Here is a 21,735-nt window from a genome sequence, read left to right on the forward strand (position 1 = left end):
TGATTTATCACAAACTCCCAACTTCCAATTTCAGCGCAACATGTTCCAGAATGACCGGAGTCCCCGCCCATACTGTATCATTCCCCAGATTCAGCGTCAGGGTCTGGCCGTTGGTGGTGAAGAGCCTTCCCTCCTGCAGCATGCCGTTGATAAATAAATGATTGTAGCTATTCGATGTCTCCTCGGGAAAATGAGTTATTGCCGCACCCGCATCATCGGTGAATCGACGGGCTGATAGAATGACGGTTCCGTCCATAGATTCGTCGGCAATATAAAAGTAGCGGCTGGAGGATGGAATAACCTCTATGGAGGACAGATCAATGGTTCCAGGTATCCCCTGAGGGCCTTGCGGACCTGGAATACCTTGCGGGCCTTCGAGGCCTTGTGGTCCCGGGATGCCTTGCAGACCTGGCGCACCTTGGGGTCCCTGAGCTCCTGGAGCTCCCTCTGCTCCAGGTACTCCCGCAATTCCTTGCGAGCCTTGTATCCCCCTTGGTCCCGGAACTCCTTGTAGTCCTTGCTGACCTTGGAATCCCTGCGGTCCCGGTAAACCTTGTGGGCCGGGTGGTCCAGGCACCCCTTGGACCCCTTGTGTTCCCGGTGTACCTGGGAATCCAGGAGCTCCCTGCTCTCCCGGCATGCCCAGCTGCATCGAAGGATTACCGGTTCCGGCATTTCTTGCAAGCCCCTTGTTCTTTGGAGTGGAATACCGGTGAGTACATTTCGATACCTTCTGGATATCTCGGCAGCAGACTTTTTTCTTCGCGCGAACTGTTTTACGGCATTGGTGAACCTTCAAGCTTCCTGCGGCGTTTAGCCGAAGCTTGTATAATCCGGGACCATTGACCTTGACAAGCAATACATGAATCGGTCTGGCTCTCCATTTTTTACGCTTTGTCCTTGACTGTTTAAAGAGCACCAAGTTCGAAACACCTCCGGTGAAATCTCACTCCGATATCGTATGCCCAGCAAACTCCTTTGCTCTGGACGAATTTCCCAATTATGGGACACAGATTTGCATGCAGTGGAGAATCGCCGTTTCAGTCTCAAGGTAAACATATTACATTATAGAGGATCGATATAATTCGATTCCATTTGCTAGGAGAGGAGGTGAACGCAATGCCTGTTATTAAACCCTACTTTACTGCTGTATCCTCTGCACCTGTTGCGACGGGAGGAACAGTAACCACGGTGATCACACCGGATTCCGCCCGCTTCTTGGCCATCATTGACGCTGGAATGATCGGTGCAACAGATACTACGATTGCTGCCGCCAGCTTTGTTGATGATGCGGATGCTCCTGTTACAGCCTTGCCGGATTTGGGTACCAGCGACTATTTCAACGTATATATCAACGGCACTATTCAGCAAGCTTCATTGTCGACGCTTACGACAGCTTCTCTTGTACTGGATACCACGGATCTGATTGCCGGTGTACCTGTCGTACTTGAAGTTGTTAGTCTTGCCGGAGTTACCTCTGATATGACAACACCTCCAGATATTTCGGCGCCTACAATCACAATTATTACCTAACTCATTTCCCGGCACCTATGCCATGAACAGATCTGAGGCGCTGTCAGGATCAGACAGCGCCTCAGAATCATTCAATCTTGTTTCGAACGCTTTCGCTGCTTCCACTCTTCCAGCGTGTAGCTTTCACCGGGCATGCCCAGGATGCTGCTCTTCGGGATGCCAATCTGCTGTGAGCTGTAAATTCCGGTATGTCCTGAGAAAATATAGCTGATAATGCAAACGATCATCAGATATACGGCTCCCTCGGAGCCAAACAGTTCAATACCCATGATGAAGCAGGCCAGCGGCGTATTGGCGGCCCCGCAGAATACCGCAATGAATCCTAATGCGGCCAGGAATGGTGCATACATATGGAGCAGCGTCGACAAAGAGGAGCCGAGAGCAGCTCCGATAGCAAATAGCGGAGTTACTTCCCCTCCCTGAAATCCTGCACCCAACGTAACGGCTGTAAATAACAGCTTCCAAAGGAAGGCAAACGGCGTTACTCCTCCTTCTTCAAAGGAGCCTTGAATTAGCGGAATGCCTAATCCCAGATAGTCCCGGGTTCCGGCCACAAATACCAATATAATGACTGCCACCCCGCCCGCTGCCGTCTTTAAGACCGGATTTGGAATCAACCGGGTGAACCCTTTTTTTAATGCATGGCATAATTCACTGAAGAGACGGGCAGTCAAGCCAAACAATATGGCAGCAAAGCAGACCTTTAACAAAACCGCACCGGATAACCCCGGGACCGGCCCCATCTCGTAATGAAGATGCCCTACCTTCCAGACATAGGTCGCTGTCAAGTTCCCAACGAAGCTTGCTGTAAAGCAAGGTACAAGCGCGCGGTGACTGATCATACCGATCGCTATGACCTCCAGACCAAAAACTGCACCTGCAAGCGGAGTCCCGAAGACGGAACCAAACCCTCCGCTAATCCCGCACATCAGCAAAAGCTTGCGGTCCTCTGCATCAATGCGAATCAGTCTGCCAACCCCTTCAGCAAGGCTGCCTCCCATTTGAACTGCTGTCCCTTCTCTGCCCGCAGACCCGCCAAGCAAGTGGGTAACCAGCGTTCCAAATAACACCAAGGGCGCCATTCGCAATGGGATGGTTTCCTGTCCTCCCCGCACCTGCTCCAGAATCAGATTGTTGCCCCGACCGCTATTTTTGCCATACCTCATATAAAGAAAACTAACCAAAGCTCCGCCCAGCGGAAGGAGATATAATAGCCAAGGCTGTTCCATGCGGTACTCTGTCACTGCATCCAGGCCTTTTAGGAACAGGGCGGATGCGCTTCCCGTTAATATACCGATCAGGGCTCCAAGCACCACCCATTTTAAGAATGAAGCCATCAATCCGGAATAGGATTCCTTATCGGCCCACTTCGCTAATCTGCTTTTCATATCCGATGCTTTTATCATGCCAATTGCTCCTTATTTCAGCCTTAGGAACATACACCCTTCTTCCCCTTTGCATAGTATAAAGCAATCCAAGAAGAAAAGGTGATGTCATTGGTAAGTTTTAAACGTGCTTATCTGGTGAAACAGCGTTACGCGGCATCCATGCTCAAAAAACGGGGAATTCACGGTGTAGGAGTGGGATACAAGGACCCTGCCAAGCCCCATAAGGGGGCTGCTCTCATTGTATATGCCGACAAAGCCGTGACTACCGCCGCTCCTCGAACCAAATCCGGCGCTCCTGTGAGAAGAAAACCGCCGCTTTTGCCTTCTGCAGTTAAGAAGCAGGTACCTGTCCGAATCGTTGGGACAAGGAAATTCCGAAAGAACGATCTCGACCGCTCTGGCGGACGTTTTCGGCGTAGAATCCGTCCGGTGATAGCCGGTTACAGCGTGGGTACACCCGAGGGATCAGGCACAGCCGGATTGATTGTCAGCGTTAAAGGACGTCCGCGGTCCAGGTATATTTTGAGCAACAATCATGTGCTTGTGAACGAGAACAGCAACCGCTATTCTCCCACGCTTCAACCGGGGGCGGCTGATAACGGAACAGTAAGGAAAGACCAAATCGGGGTAATGACCCGATACATCAAGCTTCATAAAAACAAACCTAATTATCTGGATGCCGCGCTCTCCACACCTTTACGCCGTCGCCTGCTCGCTCCCAAGTACGCGGTATTCGGAACCGTTCCGGGATATGTAACCACTTATAAAATCGGAGATCGGCTGAAGAAGGTAGGCCGAACCTCAGGCGTTGTCTCCGGCCGAGTTGAATCCATTCACACCGATATCCAGGTCGATTACGGCAGCTATGGTAATCTGGGAACCATTACCTTCAAGAATCAGAGCGTAATACGCGGCGCAAACCCGGTCTCTCTCTCCGGGGATTCCGGCTCCGTCTGGCTGACCAAATCCGGCAACCAAGCTGCCGCAGTTAACTTTGCCGGTTCGGATGAAGGACGACTTTCCATTGCCTATCCGATTGACTGGTTCATGAAGGTGTTCGGGACCCGTGTTGCCCGTTCAGGCCGATCCGTATTGAACACACCTGCCAGAGGGAAGCGGAAATCCTACATGTGTGTCAGACCACTAAATTCTCAAATACGCAAAAAGCTGACTCCGTGTCATTGCCATCATCAGCGTTAGGCCTGTAATAGAAAAAGAGGAAAGCGAATGCTTTCCTCTCTGCTTTATTCCATGAAATCCTTCAACCGCTTGCTGCGGCTTGGGTGTCTAAGCTTACGCAGAGCCTTTGCTTCAATCTGCCGGATTCGTTCTCTCGTGACTCCGAACTCCTTTCCAACTTCCTCCAGGGTCCGGGTTCTGCCATCATCCATACCGAAGCGGAGACGAAGAACATTCTCTTCCCGCTCGGTCAGCGTATCAAGCACTTCCTCCAGCTGTTCCTTCAATAACTCATAAGCCGCCGCTTCCGCAGGAGCAGGAGCATCGTGATCCTCAATAAAATCACCAAGATTTGAGTCATTTTCTTCACCGATTGGAGTCTCAAGCGAGACCGGCTCCTGGGCGATCTTCATAATCTCCCGAACCTTCTCCGGTGTCAGATCCATCTCTTGCGCGATTTCTTCCGGTGTAGGTTCGCGGCCGATCTCTTGCAGCAGCTGTCTGGATACCCGGATCAGCTTATTGATCGTCTCCACCATATGCACCGGAATCCGGATCGTTCTCGCTTGGTCGGCAATTGCTCTTGTAATCGCTTGGCGAATCCACCAGGTGGCATACGTACTGAATTTAAAACCCTTGGAATAATCGAACTTTTCGACAGCCTTAATTAAGCCCATATTGCCTTCCTGAATCAGATCAAGGAATACCATTCCCCGACCGACATAGCGACGGGCAATACTAACTACAAGTCGTAGGTTTGCTTCGGCCAGACGCCGTTTGGCTTCCTCATCACCTTGCTCGATCCGCTGAGCCAATTGAATTTCTTCATCGGCGGACAGAAGCGGAACTCGTCCGATCTCCTTCAAATACATCCGCACCGGATCATCAATTTTCACGCCCGGAGGCAATGACAGGTCATCCGTAAAATCAAGTTCATGGTTCTTGGTCAAGTCTTCTGTCATGGTTACAGACCCCCACCCTAATATATGGAAAAATAAATGGCTGCTCTCTCTCTAACATCGATACACTTTATTTGACAAATCGGCGGTATTATGCTAATATATAACCAATATTGGGTTAAAAATATATGTTTTGACTATCCGTCATTGTAGCATATCTTAATATTTTTAACAAGGATAATTTCTGTCATTTTATGTAGCGTCGACACGTGCTGTTGACGCTTTTTTCATGTTTTTTTCCTTATTCCGCCATTCTCGACATATTACGTCTTTCTTCTAAACAAGTGAATCGTTAAGAGATTACAAAGAATCACCGATTACCTAAAATCTTTCGATCTCTGACTAACGAAATCCTTCTTTTGAGAAGAACTTTATTTGTCCCCGGATTAACCCGCTTCTTGATACTGTTGACCAGCCTGATCAAAGTATCCTTCATCTTTGGTGAAGCTATGCAAATTTCTTGGTTAAGGATGAAATTCGGCTCATTGCGAAGCAAATAAAGGCACTTGTCTCGCCGGGTGAACGTCCGTACGTAAGACAGGGCATAACTTCCAGACACGCGATCGGTATGCATTCCGTTCGTGCGAAAAGCGGATCGACCGAGTTGCTATGCGCACTTTGCCCAAGGCTTGCGCGCATATCCTGCTGACATGCCACAGGCGGCAAGCTTATTCCAATCAAAGAAATCCGCGAACAACAGCGATCGTAGCAACTCTTCACACGTTGCCCCTCTAACTCGCCTCTGATATTTAACTATCCTTTGCTATTGCGCCTTTTCCCGTAAATGTGCAACATTACTCCCCAACGAATGAGCATGAGCATAATCAATCTGGTCATGTAGAGCGAGTGAAGCTCGAAGCAAAACCGGAATGCCAGTCAGACAAGCGAGGGTCCATAGGACTTGACGGCCCGAACCAGATCCTTAGCATTTTGCGCAATCCGCTCATAGCGTCCTTCCCTCACAAGCGCAGGGTTCACCAGATACCCGCCTATGCCGACTGCAACGGCTCCAGCAGCGAGAAATTCGCGAATATTATCCATTCGTACTCCTCCCGTCGCCAGCATCGGGATATGATCCAGCGGAGCACGTATTTCCTTTAAATAGCCCACGCCTAATGTAGCCATCGGAAAAATCTTCACCGCGGTTGCGCCGCCTTTCCACGCTCGGATAATTTCGGTTGGAGTCATTGCCCCCGGAAAAACGGATAGACCCCGGCTTAATGCATACTCGACAACGGATTCATCCAGATTCGGGGAGACTAGATATTCGGCGCCGGCAGAGGCCGCTTCCTGAGCTGTCTTAAGATCCAGCACGGTGCCGGCCCCGATTCGCATTCGCTCTCCGAATTGCTCTCTCCAGTCTGAGATCATCCGGGTTGCTCCCTCCGTATTCATCGTGACCTCTGTAAACACAATTCCGCCTTCGCAAAGAGCATGAGCGATTTGATTAGCTCTCTCCTTGGGAATACCGCGCAAAATAGCTACAATCCTCTCCTCTTTTAGTTGATCCAGCAAATTCTTTGACATAAGATTCTCCTCCTCGGTTCAAAGCATCCTGAATTCTGGACATGGTATACTCTGGCGATATGACATGGGCATTTCGTTTCTTTATAATAGAGAATGAAATCAGAACTACATTTGCCAATAAAGGAGTAATGAAGGATGAAGATTACCTATCTTGGGCATTCCACGGTTCATATCGATACCGGAGATTACAAGCTTCTGATCGACCCCTTCATCACAGGTAACCCATCAAGCAGCGGCAAGGCCGATTCGATTCAAGCCGATTATATCCTGCTGACTCACGCGCATTCCGACCATATTGGAGATGCAGAGCCGATTGCACGGAGAACCGGTGCTGAAATTGTCGCGATCGTCGAACTAGCCCATTATTTTGCTAAAAAAGAGCTAAAGACATCGGGTCTGAATCTGGGCGGAAGCTTCCCGTTTCCCTTTGGCCGGCTCCGCCTTACGCCAGCGCTTCACACCTCCTCCATCGAAGTAGAGGGAACCAACATCTATATGGGTGTCCCGGCAGGAATTGTCCTTGAGTTGGACGGGCTTACAATTTATCACGCCGGGGATACCGCCTTGTTCAGTGATATGAAGCTCATCGGCGAACGAAGCCGTATTGATCTCGCTTTTCTGCCAATCGGGGATTACTTCACTATGGGGCCTGAAGACGCCCTGACGGCTGCCAAGTGGCTGCAGGCACGACATGTCGTTCCAATTCACTATAATACCTTCGGGCTGATTCAACAGGATGGCGATCTGTTCGTTAGAACCTTGAAGGAATCAGGCATTCAAGGCCGGGCTCTCATGCCGGGAGAATTTATTCAATCCTCCGAGCTTGGTTGATTCCCTAACCATGATAGACGTAAAGAGCTTATCTTAATCGATAAGCTCTTTTCCTTTGGTCTCGGTTCCCAGCCATAATACAGCCGCAGCTCCGATTAAAATCGTTACGAAGAAAATCCAGAATATGGACCCGATCTGTACTTGTCTTGCTACGAGCATCCCTACCATGAACGGAGCGATAATTCCTCCAACCCGGCCGAACGAAGCGGCAAGGCCGACACCGGTAGAACGGACTGAAGTAGGATATAATTCTGGCGTATAAGCATACATGCCTCCCCATGCCCCCAGGTTAAAGAACGACAGGCACATCCCGGCTGCAATCAGCATGCCCTCGCTCGTGGCATTGCCGAACCAGGCCGCACTGACAGCGGTAAGAAGCAGATAGACAACCAATACAAATTTCCGGCCCAGCTTCTCAATCAAATAAGCTGCGGTGAAATATCCGGGGAGTTGAGCCAGCGTCATAATCAGGACGTACTCAAAGCTTTTGACTAGACTGAAACCCTTCAGCCCCATAACCGTTGGCAGCCACAAAAACATGCCATAGTAGGAGAAAACCACAGTAAACCAGAGAATCCACAGCATGATTGTAGATTTGCGGTGCGGCGACGCCCATACGGACATAAACCGCTGACCCAGCGTAAGCTTCTCCGCACTCCGGACATAACGGGGAGGATCTTGAATCGATCTGCGTAAATACAGCGCATAGAGCGCGGGTACCGCACCAAGGATGAAGGCTGCCTGCCATCCGTACCTTGGAATCACAAAGTATGCGATCAAGGCCGACAAGATCCAGCCAGCAGCCCAGAAGCTCTCCAGCAGGACGACCGCACGGCCGCGCTCTTTTGCCGGAACAGATTCCGATACAAGTGTTGATGCGACCGGAAGTTCTCCACCAAGGCCAAATCCTGCTACAAAACGCAGCAAGCACAATACGGTGAAACTGGTTGCCAAGGCCGATAATCCGCTGGCCACCGAGAAAATCAGGAGCGTCCACAGCAGAATTGCTTTCCGGCCATATTTGTCGGCGAGTATGCCGGATATGGCTGCCCCAACCGCCATACCTATCGAATTTATACTCGTGAATAGGCCTGTCTGCTCTGGCAAAAGGCTCCACTCGGCAGCCAGAGCCGCGATAATAAATGAGATCAGCCCAACATCCATCGCATCGAACATCCAGCTTAGTCCTGCACTAAATAGCAACTTTCTTTGTTTTGGCTTTGTCACGGCATCTGTCTTATCGTTCATATTCATTCCTGCTGCCTCCAATTAAAGGTCTGCCCATCTATTCTTCATGATTATACTGTGCTTTTACGATGTTCCCGATGCTTCATCAGACGCTGGCGAATAACAAACAAAGATAGCAACAAGATAAGAAACAACACGTAAGGGAAAATCAACTTGCGCAAATCCATATCCGGAAATACGATTGAAGCACTTAAGATACCGAACAGCCAAATGCTAGACAGATTGCCTACTGCATTGGACCAGGTATAGGAAGTTGTCTTCAGCTTGGAGATCGCGGCCATGAAGGAGATCAGATTGTTAGGCATAATCGGAATCGTGCGCAAGAAAATCACGGCCCACACACCGTAACGCTCCAGACTTCGCTGCCATTTTTCGTATTTCTCCAGCTTGTACATCCATTTTTTGCTGAACCATTCTGTAAACGTCGTTTTACAAAGCCAATACACAATCATCCCCGCTACCGATCCGGCGAACCAGCTCGCCAGTAATCCCTGAGCCACACCAAGCGTTGAAATATGCAGCATTACAATGGTCGCAAAGGGGAACACGCCAAAAGTGCCCTGAATCAAGGCTAGCGGCAATGTAATGGCAAGTATGCCGAATCCGCTGAGTTGGGTAGCATCCAGCAGCCATCCAGTTATCGATTCAATCCATTCATTCAATGAAGCTCTTCTCCTATCTCGATATCCGAATCTATCCGGCGTCCCAAAATGACCAGATCTCGCTCAATTCCTTCCAGATTAGCAACGCGAGGTAAAAAAGCCCACTCTTCAAAGCCGAACTTTCTGAGCAGCGCAAGGCTTGGTTCGTTATGGGCAAAGACAAAGCCTAACAGGGTAAGCACACCGATTCGCGGACAAAAGGCTATCGCCTGCTCCATGAGTATTTTGCCTAAGCCCCTGGAGCGATAGGCCTCAGAAATATAAATGCTGATCTCGGCGGTTGCTAAATAAGCAGGCCGCCCATAGAACGATTGAAAGCTGATCCAAGCCACAACCTTGTCTCCGGATTTCAGCACCCATAAAGGCCGGTGATCCGGTGAATGCTCCTTGAACCAGTTCACCCGGCTCTCCACGGACACCGGTTCAAGATCGGCTGTTACCATCCGTCCGGCAATGGTCTCGTTATAGATCGATACAATGTCCCCTAGGTCAGACAGAACGGCATCCTGCAGGGTATAATCATTAATTTTTAATTTGTACATAGTGTTCCACCGTAGGGAAAGGGTCATAGAAATGATGCAGTAAGGCTTTCCACTCTTCATATTGAGGTGATTTGCGGAAGCCTACTTCATGCGCGGTAATGGACTCCCATTTCACAAGCAATAAATATTTATCTTCTGTCTCGACACACTTATGTAGCTCATGCGATAGATATCCGGGCATCTGTGAGATGATCTTCGATGCTTTGCGGAAATTACTCTCGAAATCATTTATCAAGCCTGGCTTAACCTGAAGCTGGGCTGCTTCCAGTATCATGCTTCATCCCCTCCGTTAATCGATTATAGCACGGACCTGCAACATTATGAACGATAAGCCATATGAAAAACCGCCAGACCGGCCTACTAAGGCCAGCTGACGGTCTCGACAGCAGATTAACCAAGCACGACGCGGTCATCGGCCAGCTTGTGCCCGCTGATTCGCTCGAACTCGCCAAGCAAACGCTCGGTCGTCAGATCGGATTTTCGCTCTTCATTGAAATCCAGAATAATGCGCCCGCCGTCCATCATAATGAGACGGTTTCCGAGCCGGATTGCTTGCTCCATATTGTGTGTCACCATCAATGTGGTCAGCTTCAGCTCTTCTACAATGGTTTGAGTCAAGCGCGTGACCAATTCGGCCCGTGCCGGATCCAGCGCAGCCGTGTGCTCGTCAAGCAGCAAAATTTGCGGCTCGGTAAAGGTCGCCATCAACAGGCTTAATGCCTGTCTTTCGCCGCCCGACAGCGTGCCGACCTTTGCCTTGAGACGTTCTTCCAGTCCGATCCCCAGACGGCTAAGCTGCTGCCGGAACCAGACACGGCGGGCGGAGGTTACGCCGAACGAGAGTCCGCGCCTCTTGCCTCGCGCATATGCCATCGCGAGGTTCTCCTCAATAGTCATATGAGGCGCGGTTCCAGCCATCGGATCCTGAAATACACGGCCAATCCAGCGGCTTCTCTTATATTCGGGCAGATGACTGATTTCATTACCTTCGATCCGGATCTCGCCGGAATCAGGACGGAGTACGCCAGAGATCATATTCATCAGTGTAGATTTACCCGCACCGTTGCTTCCGATAACAGTCACAAAGTCGCCGGGCTGCAAGGTTAAATTTACATTAATCAATGCGGTTTTCTCATCGGGAGAACCAGGATTAAACAGCTTGGATACCTGATTGAGCTGCAGCATCAGAATCCACCTCCTGTCTGGCGGGCGCTGGTCATATCCGCCATTTCCTGTGTCCGCTTGCGTGCCAGGGCTTTCTGCTTCCACGATCTGTTAGCCGTCGGCACCACTAGAGCAACCACCACAATTACAGCAGTGATCAGCTTCAGATCCGTCGGCTCAAGCCAGTCGACTCTCAGGGCCAAGGCTACAACCACGCGGTATACAATCGAACCGACAATGACTGCTAGTGTAGCAATAAAGACGCTGCGAGCTCCGATAATCGCCTCTCCAATGATGACCGAGGCAAGCCCGATCACAATCATCCCAATCCCCGACGAAATATCCGAGAAGCCGGTCTGCTGAGCAATTAAGGCACCCGAAAGGGCAACAAGTCCATTAGACAGGCTTAGCCCCAAAATAAGGGTGTAATCGGTGTGCATCCCCAAGCTGCGGATCATTCGCTGATTGTCGCCGGTCGCCCGAAGCGCCAAGCCGAGATCTGTGTGGAAGAACCAGTCCAATGCCAGCTTGATCAGAATAACGATGAACGGCATCAGGATTAACGGGGATATGGAACCAAATGCAGTAGGCTCGCCAAGCAAGCTGACATTCGGCTTGCCCATGATCCGCATGTTAATGGAATACAGTGCAATCATCATCAAGATCCCCGAGAGCAGTCCGTTAATTTTGCCTTTAGTATGAATAATTCCGGTCAGTGCGCCGGCAACCATGCCGCCGGCAAGCGCTGACAGTGTTGCGATCCAGGGCGACGTTCCGCTCGTAATCATTACCGCGGCAATCGCACCTCCTGTGGTAAAGCTGCCGTCCACAGTCAAATCAGGGAAATCCAGAATGCGGAATGTAATATATACGCCAAGCGCCATCAAAGCATAAATCAACCCGGATTCGAGCGCCCCAAGTAATGCAGTTGTCATGATGAATCTACCTCCAGGCGAGTATGACCTTCGTCTACTCGATCAGATTGTTCTCCTTGTCAAGCACTTGTTCCTTCATCGCATCGGTCACTTCAATGCCCTGCTCCGCAGCTGCGCTGAGGTTCAGGATGAAGTCCAGCTTGTCAGGAACTGTAACCTGCAAATCACCAACATTTTTGCCGTTTTTGAGCACTTCCACGGCCATCTGACCAACCTGGTATCCATGATCATAATATTTGAATCCAACGGTAGCGAAGGCGCCCTTCTCTACGGTATCCCGATCTGCGGAGAAGAATGGAATGTCATGCTCATTTGCCGTCTGGATAATCGTATTTACCGCCTCGACTACCGTGTTATCCAGCGTGATGTAAATTGCGTCAACCCGGCCTACCAGAGATTCAGCAGCCTGCTTCACTTCAGAGGTATTGGTTACTGTTGCCTTAACCAAGGAAATGCCCCGTTCTTTCAATGCCTCTTCAGCAATCTTGCTCATCACGACCGCATTCGGTTCGCCCTCATTGAGAACAATGCCAACATCCTTTACATCTCCAAAATGATCGGCAATAAAGTTCATCAGCTTCTTGATCGCTTCAGGGTTCGTATCCGATGCCCCCGAAATATTGCCGCCCGGATGCTCCAGATCACTGACCAGCTTGGCGTCAAGCGGGTCTGTAACCGCAGCGAACAGAATCGGAGAATCCTTCACCTGACCTGCTACTGCAATCGCTGGCGGGGTAGCAATAGCCAATACAAGATCGTATTTTCCCCCGGCGATTTTTTGCGCAATTGACATGTTATTTGCAGAATCCGCTTGGGCATTGTTATAATCCAGCGTCAAATTTTCCTTCTCTACAATCCCGGCATCCTTGAGCGCCGCCAAGAATCCTTCGCGCGTGGCATCCAGTGAGGGATGCTCCACATATTGGGAGATAGCGATCTTGTAACTGTCCTTGCCTGCGGCAGAGGAAGAATTCCCGCCGGAATTCGCCGTGCCGGCTGTATTATTGTTCCCGCATCCTACCACTCCAAAGATCAATGCTGCTGTTGTCATTGCTAAAATGGCTGATTTCTTTAAATTCATTTGTCATAACCCCTCTCATCTGCTCATTAAATTCATCCCACGAAAGCATAGTCTCATTGACGCTTTTATGGATAAAAGTATTAAAGTAAAATATGATTACTATATTAAATGGTGGTCAATTATACGTCAATCTCTTTTCGGCAAAATACAGATCAATCCGGTTCATAAGCGATCCGCCGCTTTTTAAAATGTAGTATAATAGGAAAATCGTCATTATACTGAAACTTCACTGACTCTTTTCATGAAAGGATCATCATCTATGAGTATTACTACGGATTCCAATTCACAACAAGCCGGCAATCGTTCAGAAGGCAGCTTCAATAATCCGGCTGTCCGGAGCCGCCGATTCACCTCGGCTCTCATTCTTGGCAGTTTGTCTGCCTTCGGGCCGCTATCGCTGGATATGTACCTTCCCGCCCTGCCGACCATGGCCGGGGAGCTGTCCACGAGCGCATCCATGATCCAGCTCAGCCTGACAGCCTGCCTGCTGGGTCTGGCGCTCGGACAGCTTGTCGTTGGCCCGCTGAGCGATGCCCGGGGACGGCGCGTCCCGCTCATTATTGCCATGGCCGCCTATGCGATCAGCTCGGTGCTATGCGTATTTGCACCGGATGCGATCACCTTGAATGTGCTTCGCTTCATTCAAGGACTGTCCGGAGCCGCCGGCATCGTCCTCTCCCGCGCCATTGTGCGGGATATGTATTCCGGCTCCGAGCTGACTAAATTCTTCTCGCTGCTCATGCTTATTAACGGAGCCGCTCCGATTCTGGCGCCGATTCTTGGCGGGCAGTTGCTCCGGTTTGTCTCCTGGCGCGGCGTCTTTGCTGTGCTATGCGTAGTTGGCGTAATCATGCTGCTTGCCGTGCTGCTCGGTCAGCCGGAGACCCTTCCGCGGGAACGTCGGCAACGCGGCGGCTGGCAGGATACCCGCTCTACCTTTGCCAGACTGCTGCGTGACCGCCTGTTCATCGGCTATTGCTTATGCCAAGGACTCATTTCTGCGGCGATGTTCGGTTATATTTCCGGGTCCTCCTTCGTACTGCAAAATATATATCAAGTCAGCGAGCAGACCTTCAGTCTGATCTTTGCCATGAACGGCGTAGGCATCATTATTGCCAGCCAGGTCACAGGCCGGCTGGCAGGACGGGTGTCCGAAACCGTGCTCCTGCGCTTTGGTCTCGGCATGGCCGCGATAGCCTCGATACTCCTGCTTGCAGGTGTGTTGCTGAACGCAGGACTTGCTGCACTGCTGGTTCCACTGTTCTTTGTTGTCTCTGCCGTCGGTATCGTCGGTACGTCCAGCTTCACGCTCGCGATGCAGAATCAGCAGAAGTCCGCAGGAAGCGCTTCGGCGTTGCTGGGCTTGCTGCCGTATATTCTTGGAGCGGTCGTCGCCCCATTGGTCGGGCTTGGCGGAGAGTATACAGCTGTTCCTATGGCACTGGTCATCTTCTGCGGGGATGTCGGCGCGGTGCTTTGCTACACAGTGCTGGTATACCCATTTCGGACAAAATCGTAATCTAATGAATTTGTAATCTAATTCGGGAGGGTTTCATGTGAGCAGACTTTTAAAGGGGATTGGCTTTTTTCTTTTTGCAGTCGGTTTACTTGTTGGTGTTCTGGGAGGACCTTATCTCGGCAGCTTTTGGACCGCTCTCTGCACAGTTGTATCCGGGTTTCTAAGCGGAATGATCTTTATAGCCTTGGGTGTTATTCTTGAACAGGCCGAGGAGAACAGAGATTACTTGCACTATATCGCTAATTTACTGCCGAAGCCGGATCAGCCTGCGGAACGCCGAAAAGCGCCGGCGAAGAAAGATCCGCGCAGCGCTCTGGAGAAGCTAAAGGATTACAAATTTGAACCATCGGACTCACAGGAGTCTTGAATTGCTTTCTGAATGAATACTACGAACTAAAGAAGAGCCGAGCCGGAATGTATGACTTCCGGACCGGCTCTTTTATTAGTTAGGAATAGTTTTCAATCAGTGCTACATATTTTCTGTGAATGTTCTCCGTCTCGCTATCTTTCCTCCGCTTCAGCGATTCTAATTGCGATACGATTCGGTTGACTTCATCAACTCGGCCCTGTACCTGTTCCAAAGCTTCTTTGATTCGCCCCTGGACCATCCAATCCACAATCAATCCGTCGAAAAAATAATCCGAGAACCGAAGCAAGCCGCTGATCTCCAGAGATTTCCCGAAATCGTGTATGCCTACATCATGGAGCTCCCTCTCAAATCGGCGCATCTCATTCTGGGCCGCATGGATGTGATCCATTGCCTCATCCAGCCGACTATGCTTAATACCGGTAGATATCATGCCTCCGCCCAGCATATCGTAGGTTCCCCAATCTTTTGCCGAGGAAAGTCCTTTCTCCGCTTCTTGTAAATGTTGCCTCAACGATTGCCCGGCCCGAATTGCTTCCTGTAACTCCCTCTGCTCCGCCTTTAATGCCGCAAGAGCTTCCGACAGCTCCTTAAGCTCCGGGTTTTCCGACAGCATCTGAGCTTCTTTCGCTTTAAACAAGCGGTCATAATCGTTCTTCCAATACTTCAGCTTCTGCAATTCCAGCTCCAGCAACTTCAACTGCTCTTCACTGCTGCGCAGCGCATGTTCCGCCCCGTCAAACTTGAGCTTTGCAGCTACCACTTCCCGTTTCTCTTGTTCAAGCTGTTCCGCCTTCTTTCCAAGAACGGTATAAAGCAGATTGGATATAGACACCCGGGTTAACCGTTCCACATCCTTCTCTTCCGCAGCAAGCCTGGCTTCAGCCAATCTTCGCGACTCCCTTAGCCAGGAGAGTTCCTTGCGCAGCTCTTCCAGAAGTTTTTCTACTTTTTCCTGGCGATGGCCTTGTTCCTTCAGTTCAAGCAAGCGTTCGTTCATTTCCTTGAACAATGAGCTCCCTCCTTCGGATGAGAATTGATCATCATATCATGCCAGACTCCAAGGTAATGCATTATTCCGCTCGGCTTCCAGAACGATCAGTTCGCAAATCCGGTGGCTCTCCAAGGCATCTTGCATAGTGAGGGAGGGCTGCCGGTCGTTTTGGACGCACTCCAGAAAATGATCAATAATACGAACGAAGCCGCGGCGATGCAACACGGGATCCCAGTCCTTGAATTTCTGTACCTGTTCCTGTCCTGCTTCATAATGAACGGTTGTATTCATGCTCTCAATCACCCACTTGTTCCCTGGGCTCATTACCTCGAGAATTTCATCATTAGCCCCGGAATCGCGGTTCATCACACCGGTGCACAGGAAGTCTTGTCCTTCCAATTGAAGCTGCACATACACCAGTCTTCCGTCCTCCACAAAGGTCGAGATCCGGGGCGGCTTCGTAATTTGCCCCGGTGCCAAGTAACGGATCGTATCAACGACATGAATAAAATCATCATACACAAAACGGCGGGCATAATCCGGCGAACGAAGACGATTTTTTTGCAAAAGTACGGAACGTACCTGAGCCGTATCCTTCATTGCCGCATGCATTGGGGCAAAGCGCCGGTTGAAGCCTACCATCAGAATAACGCCCAATTCCTCAGCAAGTGCGGTTAGCCGCTCAGCTTCGCTGTAATGATAGGAAATCGGCTTATCAACGTAGACATGTACTCCGCTGCGAATTAACTGCTCTGCAATCTGCGCGTGAGATTCGGTAGAGGAATGAATGAACGCCGCATTAACCCCGAGGCTGATCAACTCCTCGACAGATTCCACGGCTTCAGGAACCCGGTACTTGGCCGACAGACGATCCAATGTCTCCCGATTACGGGTGCAGAATACAAGTTCTATTCCCTCCAAGGCAGTAATAACAGGTAAATAAGCTTTCTGAGCAATATCGCCTAATCCGATGATGCCTATTTTCATATGTTATCTCCCCCTAGCTTCTTGAACTCAGATTTATTCTTCATATATCATTTTCCGTGTCATTCCGCCGTCTATGACCAGATGGCTTCCGGTTAGGAAGGAATTGTCGGGGTCGGTCAAATACAGGCAGGCCCGGGCAATGTCTCCCGGTTCTCCCACCCGTCCGGCTGGATGCTGGCGATGATCCACATCGCGCAAGGAGTTATAGTCTCCGGTCTCAATCCATCCGGGACTGATGCAATTGACCCGAATCCGGTCAGGGCCAAGGGATACAGCAAGCGCATGACTGATCGAAACAATCGCGCCTTTGGATGCGGCATAGGCCTCCGAACCGGGTTCGGACATCAGCGCACGGGTGGAAGCTATATTCACGATCGCACCTCCCTCCGGCTGCAGTCTCATGACCTTTGCTGCCTCACGGGAAGCAATAAATACGCTCCGCACATTCGTATTCAGCACATCATCCCACTCCTCCACCGACAGCTCATACGGAGACTTGAAGCGGGATACACCCGCATTATTAATCAGAACATCGATGCGGCCGAATTCTTCTGCCGTTGATTCCATCAGCCGGATGAGATCCTCTTCGGCTCGGACATCGCAAGGAGCAAACTTGGCCTTGCCTCCTTGCAAGGAAATAGCTTCGGCAACCGCCTGTCCTTCCGTTTCCAGCATCTCCGCGACAATTACGGTTGCACCGGCTTCAGCATACTTCTCGGCCAATCGTCGCCCGATTCCTCTTCCTGCTCCCGTTACGATGACGATGCGATCCTTCCACTTCATCCCGAATGCCTCCTTTAGAATCATAATCCATGCTCATGCTCTTCCTGCAGCAATATCGGCGATCAGTTTCGGGAGCCAATCGGCAGTCCGCGAGAAGCAGTATCCTCCTGCCGCGGCCTTGCTTGTGTCCAGCGTCCATGAGGATGGAATACCGAACGGAGAGTGATGCTCCTCGTCTGCCTCAGCAACCAAGTTCGCCTTCTTGCCCGTTGCTTCTTCAATCCATTCCATTATCCGTGATAACGCCATACTGCCCTCCGAGCAAGTATTTACCGGGCCGACGAGCCCGGAGCTCCCAAGCCATTGCAGGAACTCGGCCGTCTCTGCAGATGATATGAACGACATCTCCGCACTCGGATTAGGCATGACAATCGGAAGCTTATGTTTAACGTGCTCCACATGAAAATGAAGGCGCCTTGTGTAATCATCCGGACCGAGTACGATTGGAATACGCATGGCAGCCACCGGGAAAGCAGCCTTTTGAAAAAACACGGCTTCCGCCTGCCGCTTCCCTTCGCCGTACTCCAATTCTCCCCGTTTCGCAGCTGCCCAAGGATAGTTGAAAGGGTTCATATCCTCTTCCCGGAGCGGGGATGAGCCGAATCCATAGACAGATAAGGTGGAGGTTAGCACATAACGTCCTGCCCGCCCTTCAAAGGCATCGACTGCACTCAATGCCTCGTTCGGTGAAAAGCAAATATTATCATAGATGATATCCCAGGAATCCGCTGCCGCTGCCTTGCCCAGCGAATCCGCATCCGTTCGGTCGACCGTAATTCGTCTTACGTCTTTAGCGAATTCCGCCCCGGTTATGCCTCTCGTTGCCACCGTAATCTCATGACGGCCTTCCGCGTGTAAAAGCTCCACTAATCGTTTGCCAAAATACCGGGTACCACCGAGAATCAGCACCTTGCCCATGGATATCCCTCCTCAATTCTATTTACTTACTCCCAAACAAGCTCTTCATCATAGTCAATCCGCATAGAGCGGTGATAAAGAAATAGCCCTCATGAGCTGTCAATTGAATATACAATGAACCGTAAGGCATCTTGAAGTAAATGCTGAGAATAGGATAAATGACAAGCAATAAGGTCGGCAGAAATACAAAGAAGAATAAAGGCCGCTGGAAACTGCGCCGGTTCGGCAGACCGCCAAGCATACTAAGATATGCCCCCAGCGCCAATCCGTATAGAATATTACCGATCAGGCTGTAACTCACCTTCAGCACACTGTCAAAGTTCTGCTCCATCATCGAGACAAAGCGGTTCCCATAATAGACAAGAAGCAACGCACCGATCATCCAGATCAGGTAATACAAATAGCCCTTGGACTTATTCATAGCCCTCTCCCCCTACAACGAATTTAAACTTCCTTAGATACGAGCTTCAGCCTCGGCCATAGTTCCAGCCAGCGCTTGCTCTGTACCCGCTGCTCGAACGTGCCTGTAGAATCACAAATCGGATTTTCTCTAAGCCGCAGATGGAGCAAATCCTCCAGCCCGAGCGGTGCACTGATTTGCACCATCCCATCCTTGGTCCAGAAGGCAGCGACAGCGGTTGCAGTTTCAGGCCAATACCGCATCGCATCTTCTGCCGATTCATAGGGTCGATGCCCATTCCTCAAGTGCATTCTGGCCTGATTCTTCGCGGACCAATTCCATTTCGGGACCAGCTCTCCAAGCCTGGCATCAATCTCTTTCTCCGCTTCCTCATCGAGGCAATCGGGATCGTAATAGATCACATCCACATCGAGCAGCGGCGTCCGTTCCGAATACCCGTGAAGGATATCCCAGACGAAATTCCGAATATAACCGGCGGCAATCCGTCCTTGCGGAAGCTGGAGTGAAGCAACTGCCTGCAAATCAGCTATCATTTCCTGTTGTCCGAGGATAAGAGCCTCTAGACAGCTTGCATCCCGAAGCTCAATCAAAGCTGGCATCTCGTAGCTCATTCCACATTCCTCCCGTTCATGCAATCCAAGGACAGCTTGAATCTCATCTCATTGTCAGCCTGCTCGCAGCGCCTCATCCTTAGGCAGCAAAACCGTCAGCAAACCAAGCAAAGGAAGATAGGAACAAATCTGCATAATAAACACGATGCCCCATTGGTCTGCAAAATTACCGAGCACGGCCGATCCAAGTCCCCCTAAACCGAAGGACAGCCCGAAGAACAGGCCGGAGACCAGCCCAACCTTTCCCGGCAGCAGTTCCTGGGCATAGACAACAATAATTGAAAATGAGGAAGACATGATCAGACCGGCCAGCACAACCAATATGCCGGACCAGAACAGGTTCGCATACGGCATGAGCAGCGCAAAAGGCGCGGCGCCGAGGATCGACAGCCAGATGATATTTTTTCTTCCATAACGGTCGGCGATCGGTCCGCCGAAGAAGGTGCCTACCGCAGAAGCAGCAAGGAAAGCAAATACATACCATTGGGCAGTACTCTTGCCGAGTCCAAAGTGATCGATTAAATAGAAGGCATAAAAGCTGGAAATGCTGATGGAATACACATTTTTAGAAAACAGCAGCACAACAAGCACCGTAATCGCACCGCTGATTTTCCCTCTGCTAAGACCGGGTTTGGGCAAAAGCGCCTTACCGGACTCTTTAATAGAGGTTTTTCGCGCTACCGGCCGAGCATTCAGGGAAGCATACCATCTGGCTACGAAAAACTGGATTATAATTGCAGCAACAGCCGCCAGCGCAAACCAGACTACGCTCTGCTGGCCAAGCGGTATAAATATCAGGGCCGTCATCAGCGGTCCCAATGAAGCCCCGATGTTGCCTCCCACTTGGAAGATGGACTGAGCTAAGCCGCGGCGATTCCCCGCTGCAAGATAAGCCACCCGGGAAGACTCCGGATGAAAGATCGAGGAACCGATGCCAATGCACATCACGGCGAGCAGAATCATGCTGTAGACAGGAGCATATGCAAGCATGACCACACCGACCAGTGTGAAGCACACTCCGAGCGGTAATATGTAAGGTCTGGGCCGTATATCCGAGTAAATGCCCACCATCGGCTGAAAGACAGAGGCTGTCATATTCATGGCAAAGGATATCCAGCCGATCTGACCGTAGCTCAGCATCAGAGAGTCTCTCAAGACCGGAAACAGGGCCGGAATCGCGGATTGCATCGTATCATTCAGCAGATGCACCAGACTGATTGCAAATAAAACCGGAAAGAAGGTCAGCTTTTGAGCGGCTGTCCCCCCTGCATTTGAAGCATTCATCATCATCTCTCCATCCACACAATTTCTCTCTACGTTTAACACATTCATTATGAAGGTGAAGCGTAAAAAAATCAAAGCAAATGCAAAAAGAACGCCTTATCGGCGTTCTCGAATGGCTTAAATCAGAGATTAGCAGCAAGCATGGTATTGACCTGGACATCCTTCTTTTGAGAACGGAGCTTCTGTCTGGCCCGGTAAAGGAGAATTTTGAAATGGGAAAGACTGATCTTCATCAAATCAGCGGATTCCTGATAAGAAAAGCCTTGAATGTCATACAAAAGCACAGCATGCTGCTGCTGGGGCGTCAGCTGTGCCAGAAGCGCATAAAGCTCGTCGCTCCGCTCCTGCCGCAGAGCATGGTGCTCAGGAGTCTCATCATTCGGTATCCCATAGAAAAATTCATTTTCATAAACCTGGGATCTGCTCTCTTTACGCACTCTGTCGATGTAGGCATTATGCGCAACCCGCAGCAGCCAGGCTTTAATCTTGCCCATTTCCAGATTCTCAAGCTTCTTGCACGCCCGGCAAAATGTCTCTTGCGTCAGATCCTCGGATTGGTGGTGATCATGACACAAATAATATAAGTAACGGTATACGTCCAGTTTGAACTCGCGATATATTAAATCCATGGATCTTCTCTTCATTGCTGGTTTCCACTCCTAATAAGATCAGTCTGAAGCCAATTGTTAATCTTATTATCCAGCAGACTGGTTGCATTCCATATAAGAAAATCTTAAGAATTCCTTAAGAAAGACCTTCGTTTTCCTTAAACTTGCAAGGAGCAGAACAGATAATAAAAAAA

Annotated in this window: 24 protein-coding genes; 5 read left to right on the forward strand and 19 right to left on the reverse strand. The window is 50.3% G+C overall.

Features of this window, described 5'->3' with window-relative positions:
- Positions 1–7 precede the first annotated feature (7 nt).
- Entirely contained in the window at positions 8–919 is a 912-nt protein-coding gene (locus tag KQJ23_RS23995) for a DUF4183 domain-containing protein (RefSeq protein ID WP_346779419.1), read from the reverse strand.
- A 200-nt stretch (positions 920–1,119) separates the two neighbouring features.
- On the opposite strand from KQJ23_RS23995, the gene KQJ23_RS16535 reads away from it, so the two are divergent.
- Positions 1,120–1,533: a DUF4183 domain-containing protein gene (locus KQJ23_RS16535; protein ID WP_216480017.1), complete on the forward strand. Its 414-nt coding sequence runs from the start codon at positions 1,120–1,122 to the stop codon at positions 1,531–1,533.
- Positions 1,534–1,604: 71 nt separating this feature from the next.
- Here the strand turns inward: KQJ23_RS16535 and KQJ23_RS16540 are convergent, their stop codons facing one another.
- Complete coding sequence (locus KQJ23_RS16540; protein ID WP_249529833.1) at positions 1,605–2,939, reverse strand: voltage-gated chloride channel family protein; 1,335 nt, start codon at positions 2,937–2,939, stop codon at positions 1,605–1,607.
- Between the two features lie 84 nt (positions 2,940–3,023).
- Here KQJ23_RS16540 and KQJ23_RS16545 point away from each other — a divergent pair, with 84 nt between their 5' ends.
- Positions 3,024–4,121 (forward strand): S1 family peptidase, encoded by a 1,098-nt coding sequence (locus KQJ23_RS16545; protein ID WP_249529834.1) that lies wholly within the window; start codon positions 3,024–3,026, stop codon positions 4,119–4,121.
- A gap of 44 nt (positions 4,122–4,165) precedes the next feature.
- On the opposite strand, the gene rpoD is transcribed toward KQJ23_RS16545, so the two are convergent.
- Together rpoD and KQJ23_RS16555 are read right to left on the reverse strand one after the other, a co-directional pair.
- Entirely contained in the window at positions 4,166–5,062 is an 897-nt protein-coding gene (rpoD, locus tag KQJ23_RS16550; RefSeq protein WP_216480018.1) for an RNA polymerase sigma factor RpoD, read from the reverse strand.
- 873 nt (positions 5,063–5,935) lie between these two features.
- Entirely contained in the window at positions 5,936–6,586 is a 651-nt protein-coding gene (locus tag KQJ23_RS16555; RefSeq protein WP_216480019.1) for a bifunctional 4-hydroxy-2-oxoglutarate aldolase/2-dehydro-3-deoxy-phosphogluconate aldolase, read from the reverse strand.
- Positions 6,587–6,721: 135 nt separating this feature from the next.
- Between KQJ23_RS16555 and KQJ23_RS16560 the strand changes: the two genes are divergently transcribed.
- Complete coding sequence (locus tag KQJ23_RS16560) at positions 6,722–7,417, forward strand: metal-dependent hydrolase (protein ID WP_216480020.1); 696 nt, start codon at positions 6,722–6,724, stop codon at positions 7,415–7,417.
- Between the two features lie 33 nt (positions 7,418–7,450).
- On the opposite strand, the gene KQJ23_RS16565 is transcribed toward KQJ23_RS16560, so the two are convergent.
- From KQJ23_RS16565 to KQJ23_RS16595, 7 genes are all read right to left on the reverse strand, one after another.
- On the reverse strand, positions 7,451–8,671 hold the full coding sequence (locus tag KQJ23_RS16565; protein WP_430522310.1) for an MFS transporter: 1,221 nt from the start codon (positions 8,669–8,671) through the stop codon (positions 7,451–7,453).
- A 44-nt stretch (positions 8,672–8,715) separates the two neighbouring features.
- Positions 8,716–9,327, reverse strand: coding sequence for a TVP38/TMEM64 family protein (locus KQJ23_RS16570; RefSeq protein WP_216480021.1), 612 nt, complete (start codon positions 9,325–9,327; stop codon positions 8,716–8,718).
- Positions 9,324–9,869, reverse strand: coding sequence for a GNAT family N-acetyltransferase (locus KQJ23_RS16575; protein WP_216480022.1), 546 nt, complete (start codon positions 9,867–9,869; stop codon positions 9,324–9,326). Before KQJ23_RS16575 ends, KQJ23_RS16570 begins: the two co-directional genes overlap by 4 nt.
- On the reverse strand, positions 9,850–10,143 hold the full coding sequence (locus tag KQJ23_RS16580; RefSeq protein ID WP_044478494.1) for an antibiotic biosynthesis monooxygenase family protein: 294 nt from the start codon (positions 10,141–10,143) through the stop codon (positions 9,850–9,852). Before KQJ23_RS16580 ends, KQJ23_RS16575 begins: the two co-directional genes overlap by 20 nt.
- A gap of 116 nt (positions 10,144–10,259) precedes the next feature.
- Positions 10,260–11,054 (reverse strand): ABC transporter ATP-binding protein, encoded by a 795-nt coding sequence (locus tag KQJ23_RS16585; protein ID WP_216480023.1) that lies wholly within the window; start codon positions 11,052–11,054, stop codon positions 10,260–10,262.
- Positions 11,054–11,968: an ABC transporter permease gene (locus KQJ23_RS16590; RefSeq protein ID WP_216480024.1), complete on the reverse strand. Its 915-nt coding sequence runs from the start codon at positions 11,966–11,968 to the stop codon at positions 11,054–11,056. The genes KQJ23_RS16585 and KQJ23_RS16590 overlap by 1 nt, the downstream gene beginning before the upstream one ends.
- Before the next feature lie 34 nt (positions 11,969–12,002).
- Positions 12,003–13,049: an ABC transporter substrate-binding protein gene (locus KQJ23_RS16595; RefSeq protein ID WP_216480025.1), complete on the reverse strand. Its 1,047-nt coding sequence runs from the start codon at positions 13,047–13,049 to the stop codon at positions 12,003–12,005.
- Positions 13,050–13,308: 259 nt separating this feature from the next.
- Here KQJ23_RS16595 and KQJ23_RS16600 point away from each other — a divergent pair, with 259 nt between their 5' ends.
- Positions 13,309–14,568, forward strand: a complete 1,260-nt coding sequence (locus KQJ23_RS16600; protein ID WP_249529835.1) for a multidrug effflux MFS transporter — start codon at positions 13,309–13,311, stop codon at positions 14,566–14,568.
- Between the two features lie 37 nt (positions 14,569–14,605).
- Positions 14,606–14,935: a hypothetical protein gene (locus tag KQJ23_RS16605; protein WP_216480027.1), complete on the forward strand. Its 330-nt coding sequence runs from the start codon at positions 14,606–14,608 to the stop codon at positions 14,933–14,935.
- Between the two features lie 79 nt (positions 14,936–15,014).
- Here the strand turns inward: KQJ23_RS16605 and KQJ23_RS16610 are convergent, their stop codons facing one another.
- From KQJ23_RS16610 to KQJ23_RS16645, 8 genes are all read right to left on the reverse strand, one after another.
- Positions 15,015–15,947 (reverse strand): hypothetical protein, encoded by a 933-nt coding sequence (locus tag KQJ23_RS16610; RefSeq protein WP_216480028.1) that lies wholly within the window; start codon positions 15,945–15,947, stop codon positions 15,015–15,017.
- A gap of 36 nt (positions 15,948–15,983) precedes the next feature.
- Positions 15,984–16,916, reverse strand: coding sequence for a Gfo/Idh/MocA family protein (locus KQJ23_RS16615; protein WP_216480029.1), 933 nt, complete (start codon positions 16,914–16,916; stop codon positions 15,984–15,986).
- A gap of 33 nt (positions 16,917–16,949) precedes the next feature.
- Positions 16,950–17,699 carry an SDR family NAD(P)-dependent oxidoreductase gene (locus KQJ23_RS16620; protein ID WP_216480030.1) on the reverse strand — a complete coding sequence of 250 codons (750 nt, stop codon included), beginning with the start codon at positions 17,697–17,699 and terminating at the stop codon, positions 16,950–16,952.
- A 33-nt stretch (positions 17,700–17,732) separates the two neighbouring features.
- Positions 17,733–18,617: an NAD-dependent epimerase/dehydratase family protein gene (locus tag KQJ23_RS16625; RefSeq protein WP_216480031.1), complete on the reverse strand. Its 885-nt coding sequence runs from the start codon at positions 18,615–18,617 to the stop codon at positions 17,733–17,735.
- 22 nt (positions 18,618–18,639) lie between these two features.
- Complete coding sequence (locus tag KQJ23_RS16630) at positions 18,640–19,038, reverse strand: hypothetical protein (RefSeq protein ID WP_216480032.1); 399 nt, start codon at positions 19,036–19,038, stop codon at positions 18,640–18,642.
- 23 nt (positions 19,039–19,061) lie between these two features.
- Positions 19,062–19,649 (reverse strand): nucleotidyltransferase family protein, encoded by a 588-nt coding sequence (locus tag KQJ23_RS16635; protein ID WP_346779418.1) that lies wholly within the window; start codon positions 19,647–19,649, stop codon positions 19,062–19,064.
- Positions 19,650–19,703: 54 nt separating this feature from the next.
- Entirely contained in the window at positions 19,704–20,933 is a 1,230-nt protein-coding gene (locus tag KQJ23_RS16640; RefSeq protein WP_249529837.1) for an MFS transporter, read from the reverse strand.
- 122 nt (positions 20,934–21,055) lie between these two features.
- Entirely contained in the window at positions 21,056–21,577 is a 522-nt protein-coding gene (locus tag KQJ23_RS16645; protein ID WP_216480034.1) for an RNA polymerase sigma factor, read from the reverse strand.
- Positions 21,578–21,735: the final 158 nt, after the last annotated feature.

The organism is Paenibacillus brevis, assembly GCF_018919145.1.
GTDB lineage: Bacteria > Bacillota > Bacilli > Paenibacillales > Paenibacillaceae > Fontibacillus > Fontibacillus brevis.